Here is a 23,886-nt window from a genome sequence, read left to right on the forward strand (position 1 = left end):
AATTTAAGAATGACAAACGGGTATCAGTTTCTACCTGATTGCCTATTCCTTTTTCGTTTTTCTGCCCTTTGACAAGCAAAAAGTTCACATATAAATACAATAAAGCCGATAGAACCAAATCCTATCACTAACGCCATGCTAACAGTCACGCCGTGCCAACCTATATCCATTAACGAAGAAACTGTGCCATTCGGGTTGATGATTGCCCGGATAGGGTAGTTTCGTTCTTCAAAATTACTCCTAACACGCCATCGTCGTTTGTATTCGGCTGTGGTAGTATAGCCATAAATATTTTGCCTTCCTCTGATTATTACATACCCTTTTGAAAAGACTTCGGGATAATTCGTCAGTAGTTGCTGCCCTTTCTTCACTAAATTCCTTGGTGTATTTCCTCTTACAGCTATTTGCACATAAGGATAAGAAAGTCGATTTTCTTCTAAACGAATGCCGTCAATCGCTGCAACAGCTTCGTCGATTTTTTCATTTATCAGTTTCTTACTGAGATAAGTTTCAGGAAACGACTCGGGATTTAAAAAAATGGTTTCTTCATGCAGCTTGAAACCTACCACGTTGTCCTGATACCTTCGGAAAAACAAGCCCGGTACCCAACCGATTTTTAACATATGCCGTTTAAACTCAACCGAGCGATCGACAGGTGCTGCTGTTTTGGGTAACTGGTCCACCTCAGCTAAAGTCATCTCTTCAATTTCTCCATCGGTAACAATACCAGAAGTAAATGTTTCTAAATCATAAATAAATCTATTAAGCTCTCTATAAGGAGTTTGCTTTAACTGAATCGTTACTCTCTCATTCTTGTCTGGTCCAGCAATCAACTCCATGTCATAGTAAGAAAGTTCATCCAACAGCTGATCTAAACTCGTTTCGCCGTTTTGCTCGTTTATTCCTGTAAGTATCTCGTCATTATATTGGAGATGGAGACGATTATGTACAAAAGCTATCTTTCCTTCATAACGATCAAGTATTGATATGTCGGCAATAGTCGGCAACGGCGGTTCGGGATTTTCCGATAACCAAAATGACTGCTCTATGGGATAATAAGTCCTTCTGTTACTGCTATCGACGGCGACTAATTCAAATCGGCTCTCCTGTTCATCGGTAGAAAGAAAGAGACGAGCTTCACCGAATGTTCGCTCTGTAACTTCAGGTTCTCCCGCTTTTTTTTGATACAAGTGCTGATCGTATTCGCCGTTCACATTGACATAGACTTCTTCTAACGTTTGCCCTTCGCTTGGTGTGACCGCATAAATCAATTCTAAAAAAGGAACCATCAATTCTGAATTCGGAAGTTCCGTGACGATTTCCAGCAATGGTTCAGTGAGCGGCTCTGTGGGTTCTGGATTAATTCTTTCGCTGTTGAGGATGGCCGCTAAGGTGCCTTCTATCTGAATTGAATCAGTATCTGAAACTTCGGCTGCTTTTACAGGTAAAACTAAAAAGTGACAGATGGTGAAACAAATTAATAAAATACAAAGAATGATACATAAAGGATTTGCTCTATCAGCCTCTTTCTTACTCATTGCGGCTATGCGTTGATCTGATTGCATTCAATTCACTCCTTACATCTGAGGTTTTCGAAGTTTATGAAAAATGTTCATCAAATGATTATTTTTCACTAGTAAAAAAACTAATTGATAACCATTTGATGAACAACAAATTCATGTTCCTTAAAAAGAACCTTATGCTGCTAAACGTTCAGACTCCACATTGGTCGTCTGAAGATTTTGAGCACTAGTTTCTGAGAGTTCGATTTGCAGCTTTTGAATATTTTCATCAAATAGCTCGTAACGAATTTTTTCAAAAATTTCTGCTAATTGTTGGAAGTTAGAGATGTGGAAGAATTCACCATCTGTTTCTTTTGCAATATTTTCGAGAAAGCGTTGATTTAGATTATTCCCCACCCCTATAGAAAAGATTGTTACATCGTTTTCTTTAGCCTGTTGGATCAATTCTGCCTCTGGGGGACCTGAAATATTATTGTGTCCATCTGTAAGAACAACCATTACTTTTTTTGCGTTTTTTCGTCCATACTGTTCAAATTCTTGGTTACCTTGCGCAATTGCTTGGTTTAATGCAGTACTACCGCCAACTTGCCTAGGAAGCCGTTCAGCTGCAAGTAAAGGATTTAAAAATGAGAAATGTCGATTTACTCTAGAATTAAAGGTAAACAAGCTAATCCGATCGTCACTCGTAAAAGCATCTTCATTTAAAAATAATGCCTGTACTTCATTAGTCATCTGCCTAAAATTATTCGCGCTGATACTGCCAGAATCATCTAATAAAAAGACAGTGTCAATTCCTACATAAGAGGAATCATGTAGAACAACTGTCCCAACATCTCTTTCTTTGATACCCTCTGGAACAGAAAAATTATTGATTCTTGCAGCAATATGCCATGGGTAATGAACTGTGATTCGATAATCATGACCGGGTGGTTGATTGAAGAAACGAAATTCACCCAATGAATTCGTCCATGTTTGTTCTAATAGTTTATTATTCTGATACAAATGAACGCGAGCATTTTCTAATAAGTAACCGGTAGATTCTTGTCTGACTTTCCCTCGAATCAGAACCGTATCCCTGTCCGGATCTACACCACGAGCTTGCTTTAAAGCCGCAAAAGCACTTACTTGATAATAGGTCATTTCAGGAGTATTTGGTCTGGTTTCTGTGACTTTTAAACCAGAGCGTATCGCAGACTGAGTAATAACCCCCTTAACTTGAGCACCAGAAAGACCTGGGTTTTCCGACCATACAAGAGCGGCAAGACCAGTAACATGAGGTGCTGCCATGGAAGTACCGTTCTTATTAACATATAAGTCCTTGCTAACCGATGAAGCACTTTTTATATCATGCCCTGGTGCAACAACATCTACAATTGTTCCATAATTAGAGAAACTAGCCATCCGAATTCTATTATTCACATTAGTCGTTGCTCCGACTGTTATAATTCGTTCTCTTAATGCATGATTTTCTCCAATATTAGAAAAGGATTGCCCATATCTAGCATCAATCGCATTGTTTCCTGCAGCATGAACAATGACAAACTCATAGTTCTCATCAACTAATCGTTGAGTTTTCCTAATGAAAATATTAAAAAGTCCCAATTGCGGAAATTGAAATCCGCTACCACCAAGACTCACGTTTACAACTTGAGCCCCATTTTCGACATTCCATTTTAAACCACTTAATTGAGCATTAGCACTGGTTGATAAAAATTTTTTACCCGTGTTTCTATTTGTAGCTATTCCATCAAACGAATTATAACTAAGAAGATTCTGCCGTGAAATATTAATCACTCCACTGACTCCTAGTTGATTATCTTGAATGGCTCCGATCGTTCCCATAACATGCGTACCATGATCGGCTGTAAATAGTTCCGTATTTGTTTTAGCGTTTGGATCATTTTCAGTATTTCCAGCTGGTATCTGTAGGTCCTCATGCTTCCCCCAAACACCATCATCAATAATCCCTACTTTGACATTCTCCCTTTCATGTGTGCCAAATAACGCCCATGCTTCGGGTAAATTAATCGCACGTAGCCCCCATTCACCGTTATTCCACCAAGGATCGTCAGGAAAATATTCCTTATTGCTCAGTGTTTCCACAGGGGTGACTTCGTTGATTGATGCATCATCTAATGTATCAAGATTGCCATCTTCAAAGACTTCTGGGAAATTTTCTATCACATCTTCAATCATTTCAATCAGCTCTTCTGCCGTACTTTCTTTCACTTGAACAGTAAGCTGACCGAGCCAATCAGGTTCGATCAATAAAGTGGCATCAATGGAAGCAAGTGCTTCTTCAATCAGCTCTGGCGTCACATTTTTTCTTTCCTCAACGGTAGCTCCTGTAAGCCATAACTGGAAGCGATTATTCACAAAGGTGCGTTCATCTTCCCAAAAGAACTCCGTACTAATTTCTTCTGGTTTTGGTGAATCTGGAACAGGATGTTCCACCACTTTCACAGGTTGATCAACTTTATAACTTCCTGTCACACCACTACTATCAAAAGCCACGACCTCAATATGATTTTCTCCTTGTATCGGTCGGAAAAAGACTCTCCCTGTGCCCAACTCACCCTTGGGCGTAATACCATTCCCGCCTTTCAGATACAAATAACTATCAAAATTACCGTTGATCTTCACATAGACTTCTATAATCTCATTGCCTATTGTTGGGGTTGCTGTATACTCAATGTCAATGAATGGGACAGTGACTTCTCCTTCTGGAAACGCTGTATGAACAATGATCATGGGTTCTTCGATCTCCTTTGGAATGTCAGGTTCTTTATAGGAAAATTGAAATACTGGATAGCCCTTATCAATGATCCAAGTATCTTCAAAGTCCCACCCATCGAATGTCCCTGACTGTGAAAATTCTTGCGTATCTTTTCCTTGAGGTCTAGCACCACTCGTTTGCTCGCCGCCTGCATTACTTAAATTTTGTGCGATACCAGCTATTTGCTGATCAAAATAATTCGTCCCTGCATATTGTTGCCGTGTGCCAAGATGTTGACCGGCAAAAGCACCTGCACGCTCTTGATTTCTTTCATCCGTATGGATCGTATTCGCTGCATAGCTGTTTTCAATGATCGCTGAATCATAGAATGTACCAACAAAGCCACCTAGTTCGGTTGTTCCAGTCACTGCTCCTCGTGCGTAAGAATTACTTACAGAGGCCGAGTTATACAACGCTCCGACAAAGCCACCTGTATAGCGCACAGCCTCGACAGAACCATAAGCCGCAGACTGGTCAACCGTTGAACGATCGTAAATAACTCCAGCAAAGCCGCCATTGTAGGCCCCTTTGCCGACTACTTTCGCATGCGTCAGTGTTTGCCGCACTTCACTGCCTTCATAAATTGCCCCAAATGCCCCTCCGGCATAGGAGCCTCTTCCCTGTACGCTGCTTTCAGTATCGACAATGTTTTTCGTTACTAATGTGCCATTGCTGTGCGCCTGAGCAGAGTATCCATAAGTAACCCCAGCTATCCCTCCAGCATAGGAATACGCCTCTACCTTGGCACGATTGATTGCATTATCGAATAATGAAGAGTTACGAGCAGCACCGACAAGTCCTCCGGCGTAATTGCTAACGCTATTTGTCAGGACATTGATATGTTCTACCTGATTGTTTTCCAGTCGTGTATTATCTCCAGAATAACCAATCAGCCCGCCGGCATACCCAAGCAGCGCCGTGGCTCTAACTGTATGCCCGTTGCCAATCACCTGATTGTTTTCTAAAACGGCACCATTGTTTGTTACATGCGTCGTTCGCCCTGCAATGACACCAACAGCGGAAGATCCTAGGATATCCCCACCAAGTGCAACGGTCACATTTTTGATTGTCGCTCCATTGACTGAACCAAATAAACCTAAAAAACTACTACCTGTTCGATTTATCCGCAACCCACTGATCGTATGGCCATTACCATTGAACACACCCGTAAAGTTTGGGATCGGTAGCCATCCTTGATTCGCAGTATTTGTATTAGAACGATAGTCGGATAGATCAATGTCCTTAACTAGCTTAAAATTACCGTTTAGTTCCTTACGTATTAAGGTATCTAATTCTTCTGCTGAATGAATCTCTGTATATTCGATACCATCTTCACTATTTTGCTTTTGTTCTGTAGAAGTAACGGCTTCTACCACATTGTCAGCATAACGACCAAATGGAAATAGATTAAGTACAAGGACAACGATCAGTCCGACAAGCAGATACTTATGTAGTTTCCGACTCCTTCGCTTGTCTGTTTCTTCACAATAACTTTTATCACCTAACATTCTCTTTTCTTTTTTCATATTCTTCCTCTCCTTCTTATCGAAAAATCGATACCCACTACCTACTCCATAAGCTGCTCCTTTCTAATCAACGGTTTGTAGATTTTTTATTCATTATTTGTTGTCTTGCTGTAGCTCCCAAGCTAATTATACCGAGCGGGAAGTTAAACAACAATCGTTTTTGTAGTATTTTATTCATATTTTAGCTAGCATTTTATATAATTTTATTTTTAAAGACCATTATTAAGTAAAAATACATAATTCCAGTTTAAGTCTTCTTTGCTTGAATCGCTTTTTCATCCCTATGCTCCGGCCCTTTTCTAACAAGTAAGCAAAAAAAGACATTCTCTCGCAAGGAGAAAATGTCTTGAATGGTTTCTTTGACCGTCTTATTTCGCTAAGGAACGACTAACTCTTGACTTACAGCTGATAATGGATCGCTTCTTGGTACTTTTCAAACAGGGACTGGTTCAATTCATCCCCGCCGTCTAGATTCGCTGAGTAAAAAATCGGCGGATAGTCGACACCGGCTTCTTTTAGTTTTTGGCAAACTTCAACGATGATCGCATTTAAGATCGTTGCGCCGACTACGGTGGATGTAGGTCCGACTTTTTGTTCTACGTCTGGAATCGTACACGCAGCATCGCCAATCTCCCCATGATTGTCGATGACGATATCCGCCGTTTCAAACAAACGCAAGCCTGATGTATGACGGCTGCTGACTGTTTTCGAATAGGTAAGGTTCGTTAATGCGATGATCTTGACCCCTTTTTCTTTGGCATGAAGCGCCATATCGATGATAACTGGATTTCGCCCAGACACCGAATGCAAGATCAGCACATCGCCTGCTGTAAAGGGCTGGGTCGCCGCCAAGGCACTACCGTAGCCTTCTAAGCGCTCCATTTTACTAGTGAAGGTGATTGGGCTGCGATCAAGCATCAGTTCTCTTCCAAAGATCGCGTTGATCGTCATCATGCCGCCTGCTCGATAATACATCTCTTCGGCTAAGATCCCAGCGTGACTAGCGCCAAAAATGTAGATGGCTTTTTTGGTCAAGTTGGCTTGCGTCAGTAATTCAATGGCTTGCTCAATCGCTGGTGCTTCTTTTTCTTCTACAATAGACAATAGTTCTTTTGCTTTTTCAAAGTATTGAAACATTTAAAACCCTCCAAACAGCTTGCCGATCAATTCACCAAGGATGCCCCATAAAGATAAATCGTTCCCACCGAAAATCAAGATCCAGTTTTGAATCGTCGTTGAGAATAACGCTGCAGAGATCCCAACGAGTGCTACCATAACGACAGAAGCTGTGATCGTACCAATAATGGCCCCTCGCAAGCCCCCTTGTCCTTCGCCAATCACCGCAGCACCGCCACATTCAAAGAAGCTGGTGATGACTAAAGGAACGATCAAAATGCCAAAGACGTTGGTCGTATTGGCAATGACCACTAAAATCGTTGAGGTGATCATCGCCACGATAAAGCCGATGATTACAGCATTTGGACGATAGTTGAACAAGATGGGCACATCAAAAGCTGGTTTTGCTCCAGGAACGACTTTTTCTGCGATCCCTTGAAAGGCGGGAATGATTTGGTTGATCAATAGACGTACCCCATACAACATGATCAATAGTCCTGCACCGAAGTTCAAGCCAGCATCAACCGCAAACATCACCAAGTTGCCCCCTTCAGGAACTAATACGGGCGCAATCAGACCGATAACGATATTCATCAAAAACATCACTAACGCGCCAGTAATCGATATTTCACGGAAAAACGATAGATTTTCTGGCACTTTCAAATCTTCCGTCGATTTTTCTTTGTTTCCGACCCGTTTTGCAACAAAGCCTGAAACCAATGACAAGATCCCCGTTGGATGACCGATCAAGAATGAATCATCGCCTGTGGCATCCCACACATATTTACGCATGATCCATGGCATGAAGGACCAGTAACAAGCAGATAGAACCGCCCCTAAGATCAACAGTGGGATTCCGGTAAGTCCGCCTTCAACGCCCCCAGCGACGATGACGAATGGGAACCACCACAACATGTGACCGGTGAGGAAAATCGTCTTCACAGGTGTAAAGCGAGCAATCAATAGATGAATGATCAGGCCGAAAAACATCGCTAAACCAACTGTTCCGCCGTATTCTGCCGTAAAGGTGATGTCAGAGAGTCCATCTGACACAGCAACGCCTAATTGGGTTTGAACCGCAGCATTGATCGGTGCGATCGTTCCCACCAACATGTTTACCCCAGCCGTCAATGCCACCATCCCGAAGGAAGCTGTTAAGGTTCCTTTGACGACTTCTGCGAAGGGCTTTCTTTGTACCAATAACCCAATCATGGCAATGATCCCCAATAGGACTGGCGGATTTTTTAAAATATAATCCGTGACAAAATTCATGATTATCCCTCTCTTTCAGCTAAAAATTTTTCCATTTGCTGTTTGACTTCTTCTTTATCCATATACTTTTTGATTGGATAAACGGGTGCTTTCACGGATCCTTTTAACTCATTCAATAATTCATTACTCGTAAAATAAACATCTGCTGGTGTCGCTTTTGCCGTTGATAAATCAGTATTCTCGGCAGTTGCCGTCAACCCTAACTCTTTGATCACCTTATCGATCGTCATCTTCAATACCATTGAGCTTCCTACACCAAATCCACATACTGCTAAAATTTTCATATCCTTTTCCTCCTATTGGAATAATTGACAAATTTGTTCCCGATCGCCGTTTAATATCACGTTGTATTTTTCTTCATCCATAAAGATCGCCATGATCTCTTTCAAGCTTTCTAGATGGCTTTCACTATCTGCGGCGGCTAAGACAAGAAATATCCGCACCGGTTTGCCCTCAAGATCGATGGGCTGTTTCGTTACTAAAAGGCTCATACTTTGCTCCAAAACCCCTTCTCCAGGACGGGCATGCATCAGCGCAAAGTAATCCGCCAACACCATGTAAGGACCATTTTCTTCCACGCTTTGAATCATCGCTTCGATGTAAGCTGACGTGATCAGCGCTTCATCGAGCAAGGGCTGACTGGCTAATTTTACAGCTGAGCGCCAATCTGCCACTGTCTCATCCGTCTGTATATGCTTCTCAGGCAAATAATCCTTCACTTTCATTCTGATTTAACCTCCAACATTTTTGATAGGAACCATTCTTTGTTTTCGATTCCTTGCATGATCAATTTCATCATTGGTTCCACCTTTTGCGTCTCATCCTCTCGGATCATCAATAAAATAATGATGTCGGCTTTTTGGTTGCCCCATTCTACTGGCTGATCCAAAAGCAGGATCGAGATCGCTGTTTTTTCGACATAATTCGGATTGCCATGAGGGATGGCAAAGCCATTATCTAAATAGGTTGATTGTAGCTGCTCTCTTTCAATGACGGATTGCCGAAACTGCGCTTTTCGTTTTTCATCACTAAAAGGGGTTTGTTCGACCAAAAAATTGATGGCTTCTGTTTTACTGGCAAATCGCTCGAAAAAGACGGTTGGCTGGATCATCGATTGGGCTTGAAGAAGTAAACCATTTTGATCGACCACCGCCTCATTATCGATGACTAAATCGATGTAGTGATTCATGATCCGCTTCATGTCGCGATTAGTCACCATAGGCGAGATCCGCACCACAGGTTTTTGAATCCCGACGAGATCGATGGTTGAAATAATAAAATCGATCGCCGAGATGTCCATCTGCTTTAATTTTTCTACTGAAACGGTTTCGATACTGTCGATTTCAGGCAGAATGCGACGAATTTTCGCAGAGACAAATGAGCTAGTGCCGACACCATTGGGACAGACAAAAATGATTTTGTTCATGCGACGCATTCGCTCGATTGCTGCTTGAAAATGGATCGTGACAAATCCGATCTCATCATCAGAGATCCCCACTTGATACGCTTTCAAGAAATCATGAAGCGAGAACCAGACCACGCCATACAAGGCAGGATAGTTTTGTTTGATTTCTTCTAACAAAGGGTTGATGACTGTGGTTTGCGCTTCGATCCGCAGCAGTAGTTGATACAGATGGATCGTCACATCTTCTTCCAAACGATTGTCTTGGGTCAAGTCGGTGCCTAAGCCTTCGCTGATCTTTTGAATCAAGTTACGCACTTTTCCCCGAAAGACAAAAGGAACTTTTTCACTTTTCATAAAAAATTTCAAGCCGCTACCGACAATCAGGTAGGTTAGATATTGCACTTCTTTTGGTGAAAATTGATAAATGTGTTGTTCTTCGATTTCTTTCAGTAGCTCATAGACTAACGGATATTTGTCGAACTCCAAAAACAACTTCCCCACTTGGCGGTTTTCTTCAATCACTAAGCTTTCCGCATGACTCGCCCGCTCGATCAGCAGCACGATGGAAAGGACGATACTTTGGATATAGCTGTCGGGCATTTCTACTTGTTTTTCCACTAATGCTCGACGAAAGGCCTGATTTACTTCCTGGTATTTCGCAGGTTCCACCAACAAGGAAAACGCCGCTGGTTGATCCAGCATCATTAAGCAAAAGCGTTTGAGCACTCGATGGATCTGGGATTCACTTCCTTCAAAAAATGTACCTGAATTATCAAATCTCAGACGTAAGCTTTCTTTTTGAAACAGCTCTTTTAAATAAGAAATATCTTTAGCAATGCTGCTGCGGGAAACGAAATAATCCTCTGCTAACTGCTGATAGCTGAGGTGCTCGCCAGCAATCAACCGTTTAAAAATCAAAATCCTTCGTTCCGATGTCCCCGAATAATTCATTTTCATACGCTCACCCTCTACATCTATTTTATTGCTACTGTACCAAATTAGAAGGCTAATTGTTAGATTAAAGAATGATTAAAAGGAGTGTACACTTTGATTTTTAAGGCTCCTGAAGGCATTTTATAACAATTTCAAGGCGCTTTTTTTCACAATCTGCCGCCTTTCTCTTATAATTAAGCTAGGATTTATATAGGAGGAGATAACATGAAATGGCGTGGGGGTAGACAAAGCAGCAATGTCGATGATCGAACGGGGCGATCATCTGGCTCAGGTGGGATGTTGGCTGCTGGTGGCGGGATCGGTACGGTGATCATCGCTGTTTTATTTTTCCTGTTTAGCGGTGGTGATTTAAATTCGCTGCCGGATGTCTTGGGTGGCAGCGGACAAGCAGCCAATTACCAGACAGAAAATGTGGGCACCAGTGAGTACACGGAAGAAAAAGAGTTTTCCGCAGTCGTGTTCGGCTATTTAGAAGATTACTGGCAAGACGTTTTTCAAGAGCGGCAAGAAACCTATCAAGACCCAACACTCGTATTATTTACGGGAAGTGTCCAGTCGGCATGCGGATATGCCACGTCACAGGTTGGTCCGTTTTATTGCCCAGCAGATGAGAATGTGTACCTTGATCTGAGTTTTGCCAATGAGCTTTCTGATAAATATGGCGCAAGCGGCGACTTTGCAATGGCCTATGTCATCGCCCATGAAGTCGGTCATCATGTGCAAAATGAGCTGGGGATCACCCAACAATTGGAAAAAATCCGCCAGCAAGTTTCAGAGAAGGAGTACAACCAGTACAGCGTTCGCTTGGAGTTGCAAGCTGACTACTTAGCTGGTACCTTTGCGAAATATTTGCAAGGCGAAACCTATCAAGGACAGCCGATTTTAGAAGCTGGCGATATTCAAGAAGCGATCACGGCTGCCAATGCCATCGGGGATGATACGCTGCAAAAAGAATACCAAGGCTATGTTGTTCCAGATAGTTTTACGCACGGCACATCGCAGCAGCGCGTGGACTGGTTTAACCGTGGCTATCGTTATGGTGACTTAGCACATGGCGACACCTTTAATGTCGATAGCCTTGATTTGAGCAAGTAGCTTCAACTAAAAAAACACTCCGTAACAGCATGAACCGCCTGCTGCTTCGGAGTGTTTTTAGGTTCTGGGTGTCCCTTCAAGCCTTTTGGTGAAGGGGCACTTTAGGCTTTCTTAACTTTCGCAACGATTTTTTCGCAAAAACGTGCCTGCTTCGTCATACTTTTTTCACATTTCGAGACTATTATATAAGCATACCAACAAACAACCCTAACACTTTTTCATTTTTACTCCTTTGCCTGTCAGTCCCCGCTGACAGGCTCTTTTTTGTCTTTTGATTGTAGTGCTCAGACCTGCAAGTCTTTGCGCTCGTAACGGTAAAAGGTGCCAAAGAAACACAATACACCGATCAGCAGTACCCATAGGATTGATGTGGCGCCGTTATCCATGAGTTGGACGGGTAATGCCATCCGCACAGGCGAAAGTCCTGCCAGCCATTCCAATTTATCGTAGAGTTCCCCCACGATGCCGAGCAAATACAGACCGAACACGCAGCCTAAGCCGACACTTGCGGTTTGTTTGCTGGAACGCAAGATCGTGGATAAAAAGAAACCTAGACAGAGGAAGAAGACTAAGACACCATACTCGGCAACGAAGATTTTGCTGATTTCTTCTATAAAAGAGGACAGGTCGTCTCCTGGTAGTTTGAATAGAGCAAACGAGGCCAGACTACTGCCATAGGCAATCAGCCAAAAGCCAGTCAGCAGCAACAATCGGGCGAGGAACTTCCACCCAGCGATTTCTCTGCGGCTAATAGGCTGAGCATATAAATACTCGATCGTTCCTTCTGATTCTTCAGTGATCAGACTGTTCAAGCCTAAAAGCATCCCATAAATACACGCGGCGATAAATAAGTATTGAAAGTAGTACCCGAAAAAGCCTGTCGGTGAAACCAAGCTTGAGGGTCCTGTCAGTTGGATGTTAAAGATGCCTAGTAATTCTGGGCTGAAAGAGCCCAACATCTGGTCTAAGGACGTTTTCATTTCTGGCGTGATCATTTGAGGATAGATAGCCGTAAATGCAAAAATGATTGCTGCAAAAAGGATCGTCCAGACCAGCCAGCCTTTGAAGGTATTTTTAAGGTCGATTTTCATTAAAGTCATTTTTGAGAACCTCCTTCATAGAGCAGCATAAATTGCTGTTCAAGGGTTGGGTGTTCGATCGTGAACTCTTTAATGGCAGGATTGGTTAAAAAATGTGCCAGCTGATTCATGTCCCCTTGATAGAAAAAACGCAAGCTGTGTGATTCCTGAGCAAGAACTTGCACGTTTTCCAAGCCGGCTAATGAGAGGCTCCCCTCATTCGTGAGCGTTACAACTTTGCCGAAATTTTCTTCCTCACTCAGTTCTTTCACGGTGATGATCTGTCCTTCACGAATAAAGGCGGTCCGATGGGCATAGGTCTGAATTTCATGCAAATCATGGCTAGATAGAAAAATCGTCATCCCCTGTTTGTTTCTTCTAAGGAGCTCTTCAAACAGCCGTTTTTGAATCAAGGGATCTAAGCCATTGGTCGGTTCATCTAAAATCAACATTCTCGGTTGTGCAATCAAGGCGCTCGCAAGCCCGACTTTTTTCTTGTTGCCCAAAGAAAGTTCTGCGATCGATTTGTTTGGATCAATTTGAAAAAGCTCCATCAAATTCTGAATCTCTTTTTTTGGCTGCTTGACTTGATGAAAATCTGCCGTAAATGCCAGCAATTCTGCTGTCGTCATTTTTGAATAAAACCGTACATCACTGGAAACATATCCAGTAAACGTCTTGATTTCTTTGGCTGCTTGTTGGCAATCTCGTCCAAAAATCGCCGCATGCCCTGCATCCGGTTTAATAAAATTCAACAATACTTTGATGGTCGTTGATTTTCCCGCACCATTTGGTCCGATAAAGCCAAAAATCTCTCCTTCTGCCACTTGCAATGATACATTCTCGATGGCGTACTTCTTGTTGTATTGTTTGCTTAATCCGTTGATCGTAATGGCATCCATCCTGTCCCCTCCTTGTACTGCTTTGATGCCATCAGTGTAGCCTTATTTCGTGTTTCCGTCAATCAAAGACCTAAAAGGGTTCCGCTGGAATGTTTTACGAAAATCATCAAAAGATTGACACACTTCTATTACTTTCTCTTCCGATATTTTTCACATTTTCCCGCTATTATCAATACATACCAACAAACAACCCTAACACTTTTTCATTTTTACTCCTATCCCGCCAGTCCCCGCTGGCGGGCTCCTTTTTTTTATCGGCAAAAAAACGCAGACCTAGCAGCAACTGGCTTTAGCAAATGTAGCACTCGCTAAAGTCAATTGACTGACTGTCCTGCGTTTTTTGTCTCGATCATTTATGGGACCGGATGAATCAGAGTTGATTCATCCGTCCCACTTTCATTATTGACAATGAGTCCGTTTTTTTAAGTTTTCATGTGTTGATTTGTTAACGAAACGGATTGTAGAAGCGTCCGCCATTAAGGACCATCAAGAACAATCCAAGCGCCACGATCAAGCAAACGACAGCAATCGCCAAGAGATCTTTGCCTTGGATCGGCTTAGCTTTCAGCCAGGTACGCTGCTTATGCTTGCCAAACCTTCTTAGCTCCATGGCAGCAGAAATATGGTCGATCCGTTCCAAGCTGGAAAAAATCAAAGGAATCGCGATCGCGACATTGCCTGCCACTCGTTTGCGCAAAGGTGCTTTTTTAGAAAGCTCCACGCCACGTGCTTGCTGCGCTTTGGCAATGGTTCGAAAATCCTCTTGAATATCAGGGATGTAACGCAAAGCCAGTGCGACTGCATAGGCGATCTTGTAGGAAATCCCGATGCGGTTGATACTGGACGCCAACTCGCTTGGATTAGTGGTAAACAGGAAAATCAACCCTGGCGGAATCGTGACAAAATATTTGATCAACAGATTCAACTCATAAAACACTTGCTCTTGGGTCAATGTATACCGACCGATCCCTTCGAAAATCACGTGGCGCGTCCCGTAGATCTCCACCCCGTATTCTGGAGCGAAAAGATAGACCGCCACCAAATTCAAAATCGAAAAGAAGATGATAAATTTTAATACAAAAGCGATATCTCGGTAGCGAATTCCAGCACTGGCAAATAGAAAGACCGAAAACAATGCCAGTCCAATAAGAAAACGCGTATCATAAGAGATCATCCCGATAACGGATAGCAGCAAAAAACAAATCAGTTTTGCGGCACCGCTTAATTGGTGGATCCACGTTTTGCGGTCAAGATAGCCGATTAGATTACTCTCCATCGTGTCCCTCCTTCTCGCTGGCAATGAAGGCGGCTGTAAAAGCGGCGGGATCTGTCAACTGGTTAAGGGTCGCCAGTGTATACAAGCTGGTTTCTTTAAGGTTCGCGGCACTCACCACTTGTTTGTCTGCTAAAACAACTTCTGGCGGTGCGTCCAGCAAAATCGTTCCTTGCGTCAAAACGATCGTCCGCTGTGTATACTCCAACATCAGGTGCATATCGTGGGTGATCATAACAATCGTTAATCCCCGCTGGTTCAACTCCTGTAAAAATTGCATCATTTCGGTGTAATGGCGATAGTCTTGTCCCGCTGTCGGCTCATCCAATAAAATGAGTTCAGGATCTAAGACGAGGATCGCTGCAATGGCGGCTCGGCGTTTTTGCCCATGACTTAGTGCCGACAATGGCCATGAGCGAAACGGATAAAGACCACAAATTTTCAAGGTCTGATGAACTTTTTCTGTGATTTCAGCCTCTGGGACATTTCGGTTGCGCAAGCCTAAGGCAACTTCGTCAAACAGGAAGTTTTTTGACAGCATTTGATTGCTGTTTTGCAAAACATACCCGATTTTTTGCGCTCGTTCTTTGATGGAATCATTGCCCATGTCTGTTCCTTGCCAAAGCAACTTGCCAGAAGTCGGTGTCAAAAAGCCGGTAATCAAATGGGACAAGGTCGATTTTCCTGCGCCATTATGCCCAACCAAACTAATCATTTCTCCTTGATGGATGGTAAAATCCAGTGCCTGCAAGATTGGTTTGCCCACTTGGTAAGAAAACGATAAATTCTTCGCTTCCAACAACGGCGGCTGTTGGCTAGGAAGTGCCGATTTCGGATATTCCTTTTGAAACCTAGTCAGTTTTTCGGCAATCTCATGTGATGCAAATGCTTCTACCGCGACCAAATCAGCAGCATCGGTCACAGGAACCCCCGCTTTTTTTAAAGCGGCTAAATACAGTGGTTCACGAATGCCGACTTGCTGCAGCATGTCCGTTTTTAATAGTTCATTCGGTGTACTGTCGGTAATGATGCGGCCTTCTTCCATCACGATGATGCGATCGACAGCGGCGGCTAACACTTCTTCTAAGCGATGTTCGATGATGATGGTGGTAAAACGCTTCTCTTGATACAGCTGGTCGATCATTTTGATGGCTTCCACACCTGTTTGCGGATCTAAGTTGGCTAGGGGCTCATCAAATAGTAGAATCGGTGTTTCGTCGATCAAAACACCTGCCATTGAAACACGCTGCTTTTGGCCACCCGATAATTCCTGCGGTTTTTTTGCCAAATGATCCATTAAGTCGGTCTTTTCTGCCCAAACGCGCAGCGTCTCCTGCATCACAGCTTGACTACGCTGATCGTTTTCCAAGGAAAACACGATATCTTCTGCTACGGTCAAACCTACAAATTGGCTATCGGTGTCTTGCAGCACCGTGCCAACGGTCAAAGACAGCTCATAGATGGAAGCTTGCCCAAAGGCATTGGTACCGATCGTCAATGCTCCGGTACTACTACCTTCGTCATTTTGCGGGATCAAACCGTTCAAACATTTTCCTAATGTACTTTTGCCAGAACCGCTAGCACCGACGATCAGGACTTTTTCTCCTTCAAAGATCGTTAGATCGATGTTTTTCAAGGTCGGTTCCGCTTGTGCATCATATTGGAAAGAAAAATTCGTAAATTGAATGATTTTTTGTTTCATTTTTTAGCCTTCACACATTTCTTTGTTTAGGATTCCTTGCTCAAGCTGCCTTTTTTGGTTTTGGTTTGGGCATAGGCTTTTAGCAGGATCACTCCGATTATCCCAGTTACGACTGCGTTGGTCAATCCCGCGATGACTCCTTGCGCAAAGACTTTGTTCGCTGGTTCGCCATAGATCAAAATATCACCGATTGGGGCAATGATCACCCAGACGACCAAATTTGCGATCGATTCACCAATCAAGAAGGTCCGAATTTCTTTAGCGCCAAAGGTTCCTTGCTGGATTGGAATCCAACGAGTCAAAAGTCCGAAGAACACCCCTAAGATCCCAGAGGCGGCGATCCAAGACCACCACGGACCATAAGTCGTCAAATCTCCTAGGGCATGGCCGATAAAGCCCGCTAAACCAGCAACGATTGGACCGTAGACAACGCCTAATAGTGCCAAGAAAGGATAGGCTGTGGCGATATCTGTATTTGGAAAACCAGTTGGAATCGTGACGAAACGTTTTAAGACGAAAAAGACGGCAGCACCGATTCCGATAGCAACAATGTGTTTTACTGTAAATTTTGATTGATTCATTTTTCATTTCTCCTTTTTTTGAGGGTAATTTTCCAATTCGTGCCAGTCCCGATTTTATAGGTTTCAGCAAATGAAGCCAAGTTGAGCCCTAAACCAATATTCAATAGGGAATTGACATATAAGACAGGTTCATTTTCCGACACTTGCGCAAAAGAGCGTCCGAAGCGCACTTCTTCTTGATAACGCAGCGTATCTTGGTAATAAATACTGACGAGCAGCGGCTCATTGTACTGTACCTGCCATTGCTTAAAGAACGTATGGGGAATATTCGTCCACAACGAACCAAAACGAATATCAAGAATATCGATCGTGCCAGTGATCGTTTCTGCTGTTTGGCTTGGCTTTTCAATGGCAAAGACTTGGATCGCTTTTTTAGGTTCGGGTGTTCCTAGCTCATCAAAGCTGATGGCGCCACTGGCGAGACGCGCGGCGTTATACATATAAACATCCCGACCATGAAATGTATGGCTTTCGGCTGATCCTGCCAACCGCTCAGTTGCCTCATTGATCACCCGTAGTTCAGTGATTCCGATATAAGTCGCTAAATAAGTCAGTGTGCCATTATCTGGTGTCAAAACCAACTGTCCGGTCGCCAACTTGGCAACCACACTTCGTCGATCAGACCCTACGCCAGGATCGACCACTGAAACAAAGACCGTTCCTGCCGGCCAATAGGTGACGCTTTGCAGCAGACGATAGCTGGCATCATGAATGTTGTATGGCTCGATCTCATGAGTCAAATCAGCAATGACCAGCTCCGGTGCCACTTGATAAGCTACCCCGTACATCGCATTAACCGCTCCATCTTGCAAACCAAAATCGGTTTGAACCACTAATTTGTGCATTTTTCTCTCCTCCCAACAACCTTTCTCCTTTTTAACAAAACCTGCGCTTGAAACAGCTGACCGTGCAGACACAAAAAAAGCCCTTAGCCAAAGCTAAGGGCATCACCTGCGGTACCACCTTAATCTGCAAAACCTTCACAGGCTTCACCTCATTCAGTACCCGAAAACACTCGGAGACTGTCGCTTGTTAACGGGGCAACCGTATTTTCCTAATTAGTCAGAAAATCCTCTCCAAAGTCATTTTCAAATCATTCGTTGTCGTTCCTTCCCACCTACCGGAACTCTCTGCTAGACAACTTCCTTGATTCTACTTTCTTTTTCATCGCGTTTGCATTTTGTTTCATTTAAATTATCAAAGCTTGTGCCTTTTGTCAATTCTCTTTTAAGAAAAAATTCAAACAGAAGGCATAATTTGTCAAAATATTCACGCAATTCCTAAATTTCGCTCGAAAATTCTTCATATTTTCTCGGTATGATACTTGTATACCAACAAACAACCCTAACACTTTTTCATTTTTACTCCTTCCCGCCAGTCCCCGCTGGCGGGCTCCTTTTTGTCTTCTGACTGTTTTACATGGTTTCACTTTTTCTTGGCGATTTCTTCTCAGAATTCTGTTTGATTCGTCAACTTTTTTTCACATTTACACGCTATTATAAATGCATACCAACAAACAACCCTAACACTTTTTCATTTTTACTCCTATCCCGTCAGTCCCCGCTGGCGGGCTCCTTTTTGTCTTCTGATTGTTTTATCTAGTTTCACTTTTTCTTGGCGATTTCTTCTCAGAATTCTGTTTGATTCGTCAATTTTTTTTCACATTTACACGCTATTATAAATGCATACCAACAAACAACCCTAACACTTTTTCATTTTTACTCCTATCCCGCCAGTCCCCGCTGGCGGGCTCCTTTTTGTGAGATTGGACTTGCATTTCTTCCTAGAAAGGATTATCTTTATCTTATGCGGAAGTGGCGGAATGGCAGACGCGCACGCTTCAGGCGCGTGTGAGTTTATCTCGTGTGGGTTCAACTCCCATCTTCCGCATTTAGCAGTTCAGCTTTCTGAACTGCTTTTTTTGTTGCAAAAAGCGCATGTTCATCGAATAAACATGCGCTCTTCATTCAGCTATTTTTCTCCTTATTCACTGACATAGGCGGTGCGGAAAAAGAAATGCGCGCCATAGGCTGGGAATTGGATGTCTTTTACATTTGATTTGATCAGATAATTTGAAGCACTCTGGTATAGAGGGACTTGCGCAGCATCTTGTTCCAACAAAATTTCTTCTGCCGCTTTGTAATCTTCAAAATATTGATCGGGGTCATTGGCATGAACGGTGCGAGCATCTTCCGTCAATGCCGTATATTCTTCGTTGACATAGCCGCCGTAGTTAAAGGAAGCGCCATTTTTGTATAAGATAAAGAACATATCCATGTCACTACTTCCAGCGATCCAGCCAGAAACGGAAAGCTCGTAATCACTATTTGCTCTTGATTGATTCAAGCTGGCACGTGGCTGTTTGTTGATGGAGATCGACAAGCCTGGCAAGTTTTCTTGCAGTTGGCTTTGCAAGTACTCCCCGATTTTTTGACCATTGTCATCATCTGTCACTAATAAACGCAACGTCGTACTTTCGCCAATTTCCGCTTGGGCTTTTTCCCACTCTTCCTTGGCCGCCTCTAAATCATACAAGTTGTAATCACCGCTATATGCTCGAAAATCTTCGCCAGTATTTGGATTCGTAGCTAAGCCGGTGGGGACCAGCCCGTTTAAAACTTTCGCTCCATCGTTCAACACATTATCCACGAGACTTTCTTTGTCGATCGCCAACGCGATCGCTTTACGCACATGAACATTTGCCAAGGCATCGTTGGCCGTTTTGTTAAAGTCTAAGAAAAAGTTCGCAACATCATTTTGCGTAACTAGCTCTTCATTGTCTCCATATTGTTGAACGTAGATCCCACTGATTTTTTGCAAATCCAGGTCGCCGCTTTCAAACAATTGGATCCCAGTATTTTCTTCTTTGATGGTGGAGCCTTTGATCTCCTCCAATTGAACGACATCAGCATCATAGTATTGGTCATTTTTCACCAATGTCCACTCATCCCCAGTCTGTTGCCAATCGGTCAAGGTAAAGGGACCAGAATACAGCAAATCTTCACTTGTACGAGCATAGGTATCACCTTTTTCTTCAACAAAGGCTTGGTTTTGCGGTGCCAACCAGCCGATGGAAATCAAGGATAAAAAGGATGGCTGTGGCTGCTCCAACTGCACGATAAAGGTCGCGTCATCTGGGGTCTCCAGACCAATCGTTTCTATATCAGCATTGCCTTCACGAATGTCTTTACTATTAACTACATTATCTAACAAATAGGCGTTAGGTCCCATCGTTGCTGGATCGACTAACTTTTTCCACGCATAAGCAAAGTCAGCTGAAGTGATCGCTTCGCCATTGCTCCACTTCGCATCCTCTCGCAAGGTAAAGGTATAGGTTTTGCCATCTTCACTGATTTCGACTCCTTCTGCCAAGCCCGGAACTGGTTCACTGTTTTCATCGAAACGGTAAAGCCCTTCGAATAAATGTTGAACGATGGTAAATGTTGCTTTATCCGTCGTTTGAGTCGTATCGAGAGTCGTCAGCTCAGCCGGTAGACTCACCGCAATCGCTTGATTCGGCGCTCCGTTAGTTTCAGCCTCTGATCCCTCGGTATTTCCTGTTGTCGTGCAGCCGGAAAGGGTCAACCCAATCACTCCTGCTGCAACCAATAAACGCTTCTTCCAGATCATTTCCATTCTTCCTCCTATGTGATTGCGCAACCAACGCAAGTGTTTTTCATGACGGCAAAAACGCATTCATCGATAAAAAGAAAAAACCTCATCCCTTTGCTTATCAATTTTGACAAACAAAGGGACGAGATTTTCGTGTTACCACCCTTTTTCGCACCATCCTCACAAATGGCACCTCAACAGTACGCTAAGATACTTGGCACGATAACGGCTGCTTTCCGTCTGATTTGCGTGAACAAATCAGATCACTCAGAGCTCATCTTCACTTTTTTTCTGCTGCCCTTTCTCACCATCCGGGTTCTCTTCTAACAGATTCCAAAGCTACTCTTCTCTTCATCGTCTTTCTTTTTATCTAAAAAACAGGTAAATGACGTTTTTTTGTCTATTTCATGATTGTTATAAAGTATACTATTGGTGTTTTTGGAAGTCAACAAGAATTGCGAATATTCAGTTTTTTATGATTTTTCTGGCAGACCTTTTTTTGCATCTTGCTTGCCTTTCATCACGTTCTTCTCTAGGATAAGAACTAGATAAGCTGTTCTCATTTGTAAAAAGGAGTGTGCCAAAATGAAATTAGCAGAAGCGTTACTTTTAAGACGGGATTTGAACAATCGTCTGTTTCAATTACGTAACGAGATCTCTAGCAGTGTGTTAGTCCAAGAAGGCGATACCTTGGATCGTAGTATCACAGAATTGTTCAAGGAATACGATGAGATCAATCAACAATATTCAGAATTAGTCGTTGCCATCAATCGGAAAAATGCGACTGCCTCTTTAGCAGATAGTGCGTTATTGCTGATGGAAGCACTAGAACAGCGAGAACAGCTGCGCCGCAAGCATGCACTGCTAACGCAAGCACTGGATGAAACCAAAGCAGCTCCCCGAATAGGTCGCAACGAAATTCGACTGGTGCGTACGATCGATACAAAAACGCTAACGGAGCAATTGAATGCGACCGCCAAGCAGCTGCGAGAATTAGATGGAAAGATCCAACAAACCAACTGGCTGGTCGATCTTTAATCAATATGGGTGGGTGTCAAAGGCGAGCACAAAGCAGGTACAGGCTGATATGTACACTATGGAACGTCTGGCAGAGACGTAAACGTAACAACCACTGCTTACGAATCACAATCGTAGCAATCACATTGTATTTTTTAGCGACCACGTGCTGATTTGACTGGATGGGAAAACCCTCTTCTTTTTTGAGAAGAGGGTTGTTTTTATCGTATCCAGTCGTACATGGAGGCGGCTCTTTTACTGCGAAGCCTGCTGCTTGTTACTCACAGCGGAAGGACGCGCCAGAAACGCTTGCCCTTTCTCACTGCTCCAAAACTCCTTCATCAATGCCGTCAATCCCTCTTTGTTTTGATTGGCTCCGAAGAAAGGGCTGCCGGGTTCTAACATGATGCCATTAGCTAAAGCACCGATAGGAAAGGGATCAAAACCGAAAGCGGCAACGATTTCGTCTGTCTGATCGAGGGCGGTTTGGTCATCACCAGCAATGGCGATGGCTTTTTTGGTAGTTCCTTGAGCAGCCGTTCTCGTCAGCAAGGATTCCTCTTGGATGTCGTGGTACCCCATATGATTGAATCCTTTGACTACTTTACTTTGGGAAAAATAGCGTTGCACACGTTCCGAAGAAGTCTGCTCGATGGATGAGTATTCTGTTTCTTTGCCATCGACTTCCCACCAATAATTCATGGCATCGATCACTAGCTTGCCAGCCAATGCTTCTGCCGGCAGCTGTTGGTACTTACTCAATGGGATTGCCAAAATGATCGTTTGAGCTTCCGCCATCACTTCAGCGGCATTTTTTGCGATCGCTCCCGGAGCCAACACAGAAACGGACAAGGCGATTTTTTCTGCTGGCTTCGTACTGGCGATCAAGACCCGATAGCCCGCCTGGGCACCAAGATTTGCGAGCGCTAAGCCTAACTTGCCTGCGCCTAAAATACCGATGGTTTTAGGCATTGCCATCACCTGCTGCCAACAATTCTTTCACCCGTGGAATCACTTTGGTTCCATACAATTCAATCGTTTTGAAACGGTCTTTTTGCAGCTGGCCGCCAGTACCGTATACCAGATCAAAGCGTTGTACTCCGACTTGCGGCATCATACGAGCGATTTTTTGCGCCACGGTTTCTGGACTGCCTACATAATAAGACCCATGTTCGACTTCAAAGTCAAAGCGCTCTTTGCTCATGGCTGGCCAGCCGCGATCAAGACCGATTTTGTCCATGCTCTTTTTGATGTAGTTCCAGCCGATTTCATAGGCTTCTTCATCGGTGTCGGCGATCACACCATGGGAGTGCATGCCGATTGGTAAAATCGGTTGCCCTAGTTGCTGCGCTGCCTTTTTATATAGGTCAACATAGGGCGCAAAACGAGCGGGTTCGCCACCGATGATCGCTAACATAACAGGAAACCCATAACGGACGGCACGAATGATCGATTCAGGGGTTCCACCGACACCCACATAGGTATCTAGTTGATGCCCCTCAATTTTTGGAAAAACGTCGGCATGTTTTAAGGATTGCGTAAACTTGCCTTCCCAAGTTAATGGTTTGCCTTTTCTCAATTCACTGAACATTGCTGTTTTTTCTTCAAATAGTTCTTCATAATCTTGCAAGTCATAGCCGAATAGAGGGAATGATTCAGTAAAAGATCCTCGTCCCAGCATGATTTGTGCGCGACCGTTCGACAACGCATCAACGGTCGCGAACCGTTCGTAGACCCGCACAGGATCATCCGAACTCAAGACGGTTACACCGGTACCTAATTTGATGGTTTTGGTAACCATTGCTAAAGCCGCTAGTACCGTATCAGGACTTGAGATCGAATATTCTTCCCGATGGTGCTCCCCTAAGGCAATGACATCGATGCCGACTTCATCGGCTAATTTTCCTTCTGCTACGATATTGCGCAACGATTCGCTGTAACTGATTCGTTCTTTCGTTGTATCATCAAAGGCTAGATCGCCAAAAGTATCTAACCCAAATTCAAGATTTCTGTGATTGATGGTCATTTTCTTTTCCTCATTTCTCATTACTGA

General features: G+C 43.5%; 18 protein-coding genes, 1 tRNA gene and 2 other annotated features. Of the genes, 3 read left to right on the top strand and 16 right to left on the bottom strand.

The window, feature by feature from the left end:
* Positions 1 to 23: 23 nt before the first annotated feature.
* From A5882_RS17185 to A5882_RS17215, 7 genes are all read right to left on the bottom strand, one after another.
* Positions 24 to 1,565, bottom strand: a complete 1,542-nt coding sequence (locus A5882_RS17185; protein WP_016613652.1) for a hypothetical protein — start codon at positions 1,563 to 1,565, stop codon at positions 24 to 26.
* A 132-nt stretch (positions 1,566 to 1,697) separates the two neighbouring features.
* Entirely contained in the window at positions 1,698 to 5,825 is a 4,128-nt protein-coding gene (locus tag A5882_RS17190) for a S8 family serine peptidase (protein ID WP_086373193.1), read from the bottom strand.
* A gap of 399 nt (positions 5,826 to 6,224) precedes the next feature.
* A complete protein-coding gene (locus tag A5882_RS17195) occupies positions 6,225 to 6,962 on the bottom strand; it encodes an SIS domain-containing protein (RefSeq protein WP_005234557.1) in 738 nt (245 codons plus the stop codon).
* Entirely contained in the window at positions 6,963 to 8,213 is a 1,251-nt protein-coding gene (locus tag A5882_RS17200) for a PTS ascorbate transporter subunit IIC (RefSeq protein WP_005234555.1), read from the bottom strand.
* A 2-nt stretch (positions 8,214 to 8,215) separates the two neighbouring features.
* Complete coding sequence (locus A5882_RS17205) at positions 8,216 to 8,497, bottom strand: PTS sugar transporter subunit IIB (RefSeq protein ID WP_016613655.1); 282 nt, start codon at positions 8,495 to 8,497, stop codon at positions 8,216 to 8,218.
* 12 nt (positions 8,498 to 8,509) lie between these two features.
* A complete protein-coding gene (locus tag A5882_RS17210) occupies positions 8,510 to 8,938 on the bottom strand; it encodes a PTS sugar transporter subunit IIA (RefSeq protein ID WP_016613656.1) in 429 nt (142 codons plus the stop codon).
* Positions 8,935 to 10,575 (bottom strand): PRD domain-containing protein, encoded by a 1,641-nt coding sequence (locus tag A5882_RS17215; protein ID WP_086316425.1) that lies wholly within the window; start codon positions 10,573 to 10,575, stop codon positions 8,935 to 8,937. The genes A5882_RS17210 and A5882_RS17215 overlap by 4 nt, the downstream gene beginning before the upstream one ends.
* A 201-nt stretch (positions 10,576 to 10,776) precedes the next feature.
* Between A5882_RS17215 and A5882_RS17220 the strand changes: the two genes are divergently transcribed.
* The gene (locus tag A5882_RS17220; protein ID WP_016613658.1) at positions 10,777 to 11,667 is read left to right on the top strand and encodes a neutral zinc metallopeptidase; all 891 of its coding nucleotides are present in this window, start codon (positions 10,777 to 10,779) and stop codon (positions 11,665 to 11,667) included.
* A 284-nt stretch (positions 11,668 to 11,951) separates the two neighbouring features.
* Here the strand turns inward: A5882_RS17220 and A5882_RS17225 are convergent, their stop codons facing one another.
* The 6 genes from A5882_RS17225 to A5882_RS17250 form a co-directional block, all read right to left on the bottom strand.
* Positions 11,952 to 12,767, bottom strand: a complete 816-nt coding sequence (locus A5882_RS17225; protein WP_086297638.1) for an ABC transporter permease subunit — start codon at positions 12,765 to 12,767, stop codon at positions 11,952 to 11,954.
* Positions 12,764 to 13,648, bottom strand: coding sequence for an ABC transporter ATP-binding protein (locus A5882_RS17230; RefSeq protein ID WP_016613660.1), 885 nt, complete (start codon positions 13,646 to 13,648; stop codon positions 12,764 to 12,766). Before A5882_RS17230 ends, A5882_RS17225 begins: the two co-directional genes overlap by 4 nt.
* Before the next feature lie 445 nt (positions 13,649 to 14,093).
* Positions 14,094 to 14,924 (bottom strand): energy-coupling factor transporter transmembrane protein EcfT, encoded by an 831-nt coding sequence (locus A5882_RS17235; protein ID WP_005234547.1) that lies wholly within the window; start codon positions 14,922 to 14,924, stop codon positions 14,094 to 14,096.
* Complete coding sequence (locus tag A5882_RS17240; RefSeq protein ID WP_086373194.1) at positions 14,914 to 16,623, bottom strand: ABC transporter ATP-binding protein; 1,710 nt, start codon at positions 16,621 to 16,623, stop codon at positions 14,914 to 14,916. The genes A5882_RS17235 and A5882_RS17240 overlap by 11 nt, the downstream gene beginning before the upstream one ends.
* Positions 16,624 to 16,649: 26 nt before the next feature.
* The gene (locus A5882_RS17245; RefSeq protein ID WP_005234545.1) at positions 16,650 to 17,204 is read right to left on the bottom strand and encodes an ECF-type riboflavin transporter substrate-binding protein; all 555 of its coding nucleotides are present in this window, start codon (positions 17,202 to 17,204) and stop codon (positions 16,650 to 16,652) included.
* Positions 17,201 to 18,049, bottom strand: a complete 849-nt coding sequence (locus tag A5882_RS17250; RefSeq protein ID WP_008379156.1) for an S-adenosyl-l-methionine hydroxide adenosyltransferase family protein — start codon at positions 18,047 to 18,049, stop codon at positions 17,201 to 17,203. The genes A5882_RS17245 and A5882_RS17250 overlap by 4 nt, the downstream gene beginning before the upstream one ends.
* A 92-nt stretch (positions 18,050 to 18,141) precedes the next feature.
* Positions 18,142 to 18,381: a binding site (T-box leader), on the bottom strand.
* A 631-nt stretch (positions 18,382 to 19,012) separates the two neighbouring features.
* On the opposite strand from A5882_RS17250, the gene A5882_RS17255 reads away from it, so the two are divergent.
* Positions 19,013 to 19,094 (top strand) — tRNA-Leu (locus A5882_RS17255).
* 93 nt (positions 19,095 to 19,187) lie between these two features.
* On the opposite strand, the gene A5882_RS17260 is transcribed toward A5882_RS17255, so the two are convergent.
* Complete coding sequence (locus A5882_RS17260) at positions 19,188 to 20,840, bottom strand: peptide ABC transporter substrate-binding protein (RefSeq protein WP_086373195.1); 1,653 nt, start codon at positions 20,838 to 20,840, stop codon at positions 19,188 to 19,190.
* A gap of 111 nt (positions 20,841 to 20,951) precedes the next feature.
* Positions 20,952 to 21,180: a binding site (T-box leader), on the bottom strand.
* A gap of 221 nt (positions 21,181 to 21,401) precedes the next feature.
* Between A5882_RS17260 and A5882_RS17270 the strand changes: the two genes are divergently transcribed.
* Positions 21,402 to 21,854 carry a DIP1984 family protein gene (locus A5882_RS17270; RefSeq protein ID WP_005234539.1) on the top strand — a complete coding sequence of 151 codons (453 nt, stop codon included), beginning with the start codon at positions 21,402 to 21,404 and terminating at the stop codon, positions 21,852 to 21,854.
* A gap of 234 nt (positions 21,855 to 22,088) precedes the next feature.
* Here A5882_RS17270 and A5882_RS17275 read toward each other — a convergent pair whose 3' ends face one another.
* Both A5882_RS17275 and A5882_RS17280 read right to left on the bottom strand, forming a co-directional pair.
* Positions 22,089 to 22,805 (bottom strand): NADPH-dependent F420 reductase, encoded by a 717-nt coding sequence (locus A5882_RS17275; protein WP_086373197.1) that lies wholly within the window; start codon positions 22,803 to 22,805, stop codon positions 22,089 to 22,091.
* Positions 22,798 to 23,859 carry an LLM class flavin-dependent oxidoreductase gene (locus tag A5882_RS17280; protein WP_086373198.1) on the bottom strand — a complete coding sequence of 354 codons (1,062 nt, stop codon included), beginning with the start codon at positions 23,857 to 23,859 and terminating at the stop codon, positions 22,798 to 22,800. The genes A5882_RS17275 and A5882_RS17280 overlap by 8 nt, the downstream gene beginning before the upstream one ends.
* Positions 23,860 to 23,886 lie beyond the last annotated feature (27 nt).

This window comes from Enterococcus sp. 4E1_DIV0656 (genome assembly GCF_002140695.1).
Taxonomy (GTDB): domain Bacteria; phylum Bacillota; class Bacilli; order Lactobacillales; family Enterococcaceae; genus Enterococcus_D; species Enterococcus_D entomosocium.

Bases quoted from the DNA above. Each gene is read 5' to 3' on its own strand.
- A5882_RS17185 (WP_016613652.1), bottom strand. From the start codon at position 1,565: ATGCAATCAGATCAACGCATAGCCGCAATGAGTAAGAAAGAGGCTGAT.
- A5882_RS17190 (WP_086373193.1), bottom strand. From the start codon at position 5,825: ATGAAAAAAGAAAAGAGAATGTTAGGTGATAAAAGTTATTGTGAAGAA.
- A5882_RS17195 (WP_005234557.1), bottom strand. From the start codon at position 6,962: ATGTTTCAATACTTTGAAAAAGCAAAAGAACTATTGTCTATTGTAGAA.
- A5882_RS17200 (WP_005234555.1), bottom strand. From the start codon at position 8,213: ATGAATTTTGTCACGGATTATATTTTAAAAAATCCGCCAGTCCTATTG.
- A5882_RS17205 (WP_016613655.1), bottom strand. From the start codon at position 8,497: ATGAAAATTTTAGCAGTATGTGGATTTGGTGTAGGAAGCTCAATGGTA.
- A5882_RS17210 (WP_016613656.1), bottom strand. From the start codon at position 8,938: ATGAAAGTGAAGGATTATTTGCCTGAGAAGCATATACAGACGGATGAG.
- A5882_RS17215 (WP_086316425.1), bottom strand. From the start codon at position 10,575: ATGAAAATGAATTATTCGGGGACATCGGAACGAAGGATTTTGATTTTT.
- A5882_RS17220 (WP_016613658.1), top strand. From the start codon at position 10,777: ATGAAATGGCGTGGGGGTAGACAAAGCAGCAATGTCGATGATCGAACG.
- A5882_RS17225 (WP_086297638.1), bottom strand. From the start codon at position 12,767: ATGACTTTAATGAAAATCGACCTTAAAAATACCTTCAAAGGCTGGCTG.
- A5882_RS17230 (WP_016613660.1), bottom strand. From the start codon at position 13,648: ATGGATGCCATTACGATCAACGGATTAAGCAAACAATACAACAAGAAG.
- A5882_RS17235 (WP_005234547.1), bottom strand. From the start codon at position 14,924: ATGGAGAGTAATCTAATCGGCTATCTTGACCGCAAAACGTGGATCCAC.
- A5882_RS17240 (WP_086373194.1), bottom strand. From the start codon at position 16,623: ATGAAACAAAAAATCATTCAATTTACGAATTTTTCTTTCCAATATGAT.
- A5882_RS17245 (WP_005234545.1), bottom strand. From the start codon at position 17,204: ATGAATCAATCAAAATTTACAGTAAAACACATTGTTGCTATCGGAATC.
- A5882_RS17250 (WP_008379156.1), bottom strand. From the start codon at position 18,049: ATGCACAAATTAGTGGTTCAAACCGATTTTGGTTTGCAAGATGGAGCG.
- A5882_RS17260 (WP_086373195.1), bottom strand. From the start codon at position 20,840: ATGGAAATGATCTGGAAGAAGCGTTTATTGGTTGCAGCAGGAGTGATT.
- A5882_RS17270 (WP_005234539.1), top strand. From the start codon at position 21,402: ATGAAATTAGCAGAAGCGTTACTTTTAAGACGGGATTTGAACAATCGT.
- A5882_RS17275 (WP_086373197.1), bottom strand. From the start codon at position 22,805: ATGCCTAAAACCATCGGTATTTTAGGCGCAGGCAAGTTAGGCTTAGCG.
- A5882_RS17280 (WP_086373198.1), bottom strand. From the start codon at position 23,859: ATGACCATCAATCACAGAAATCTTGAATTTGGGTTAGATACTTTTGGC.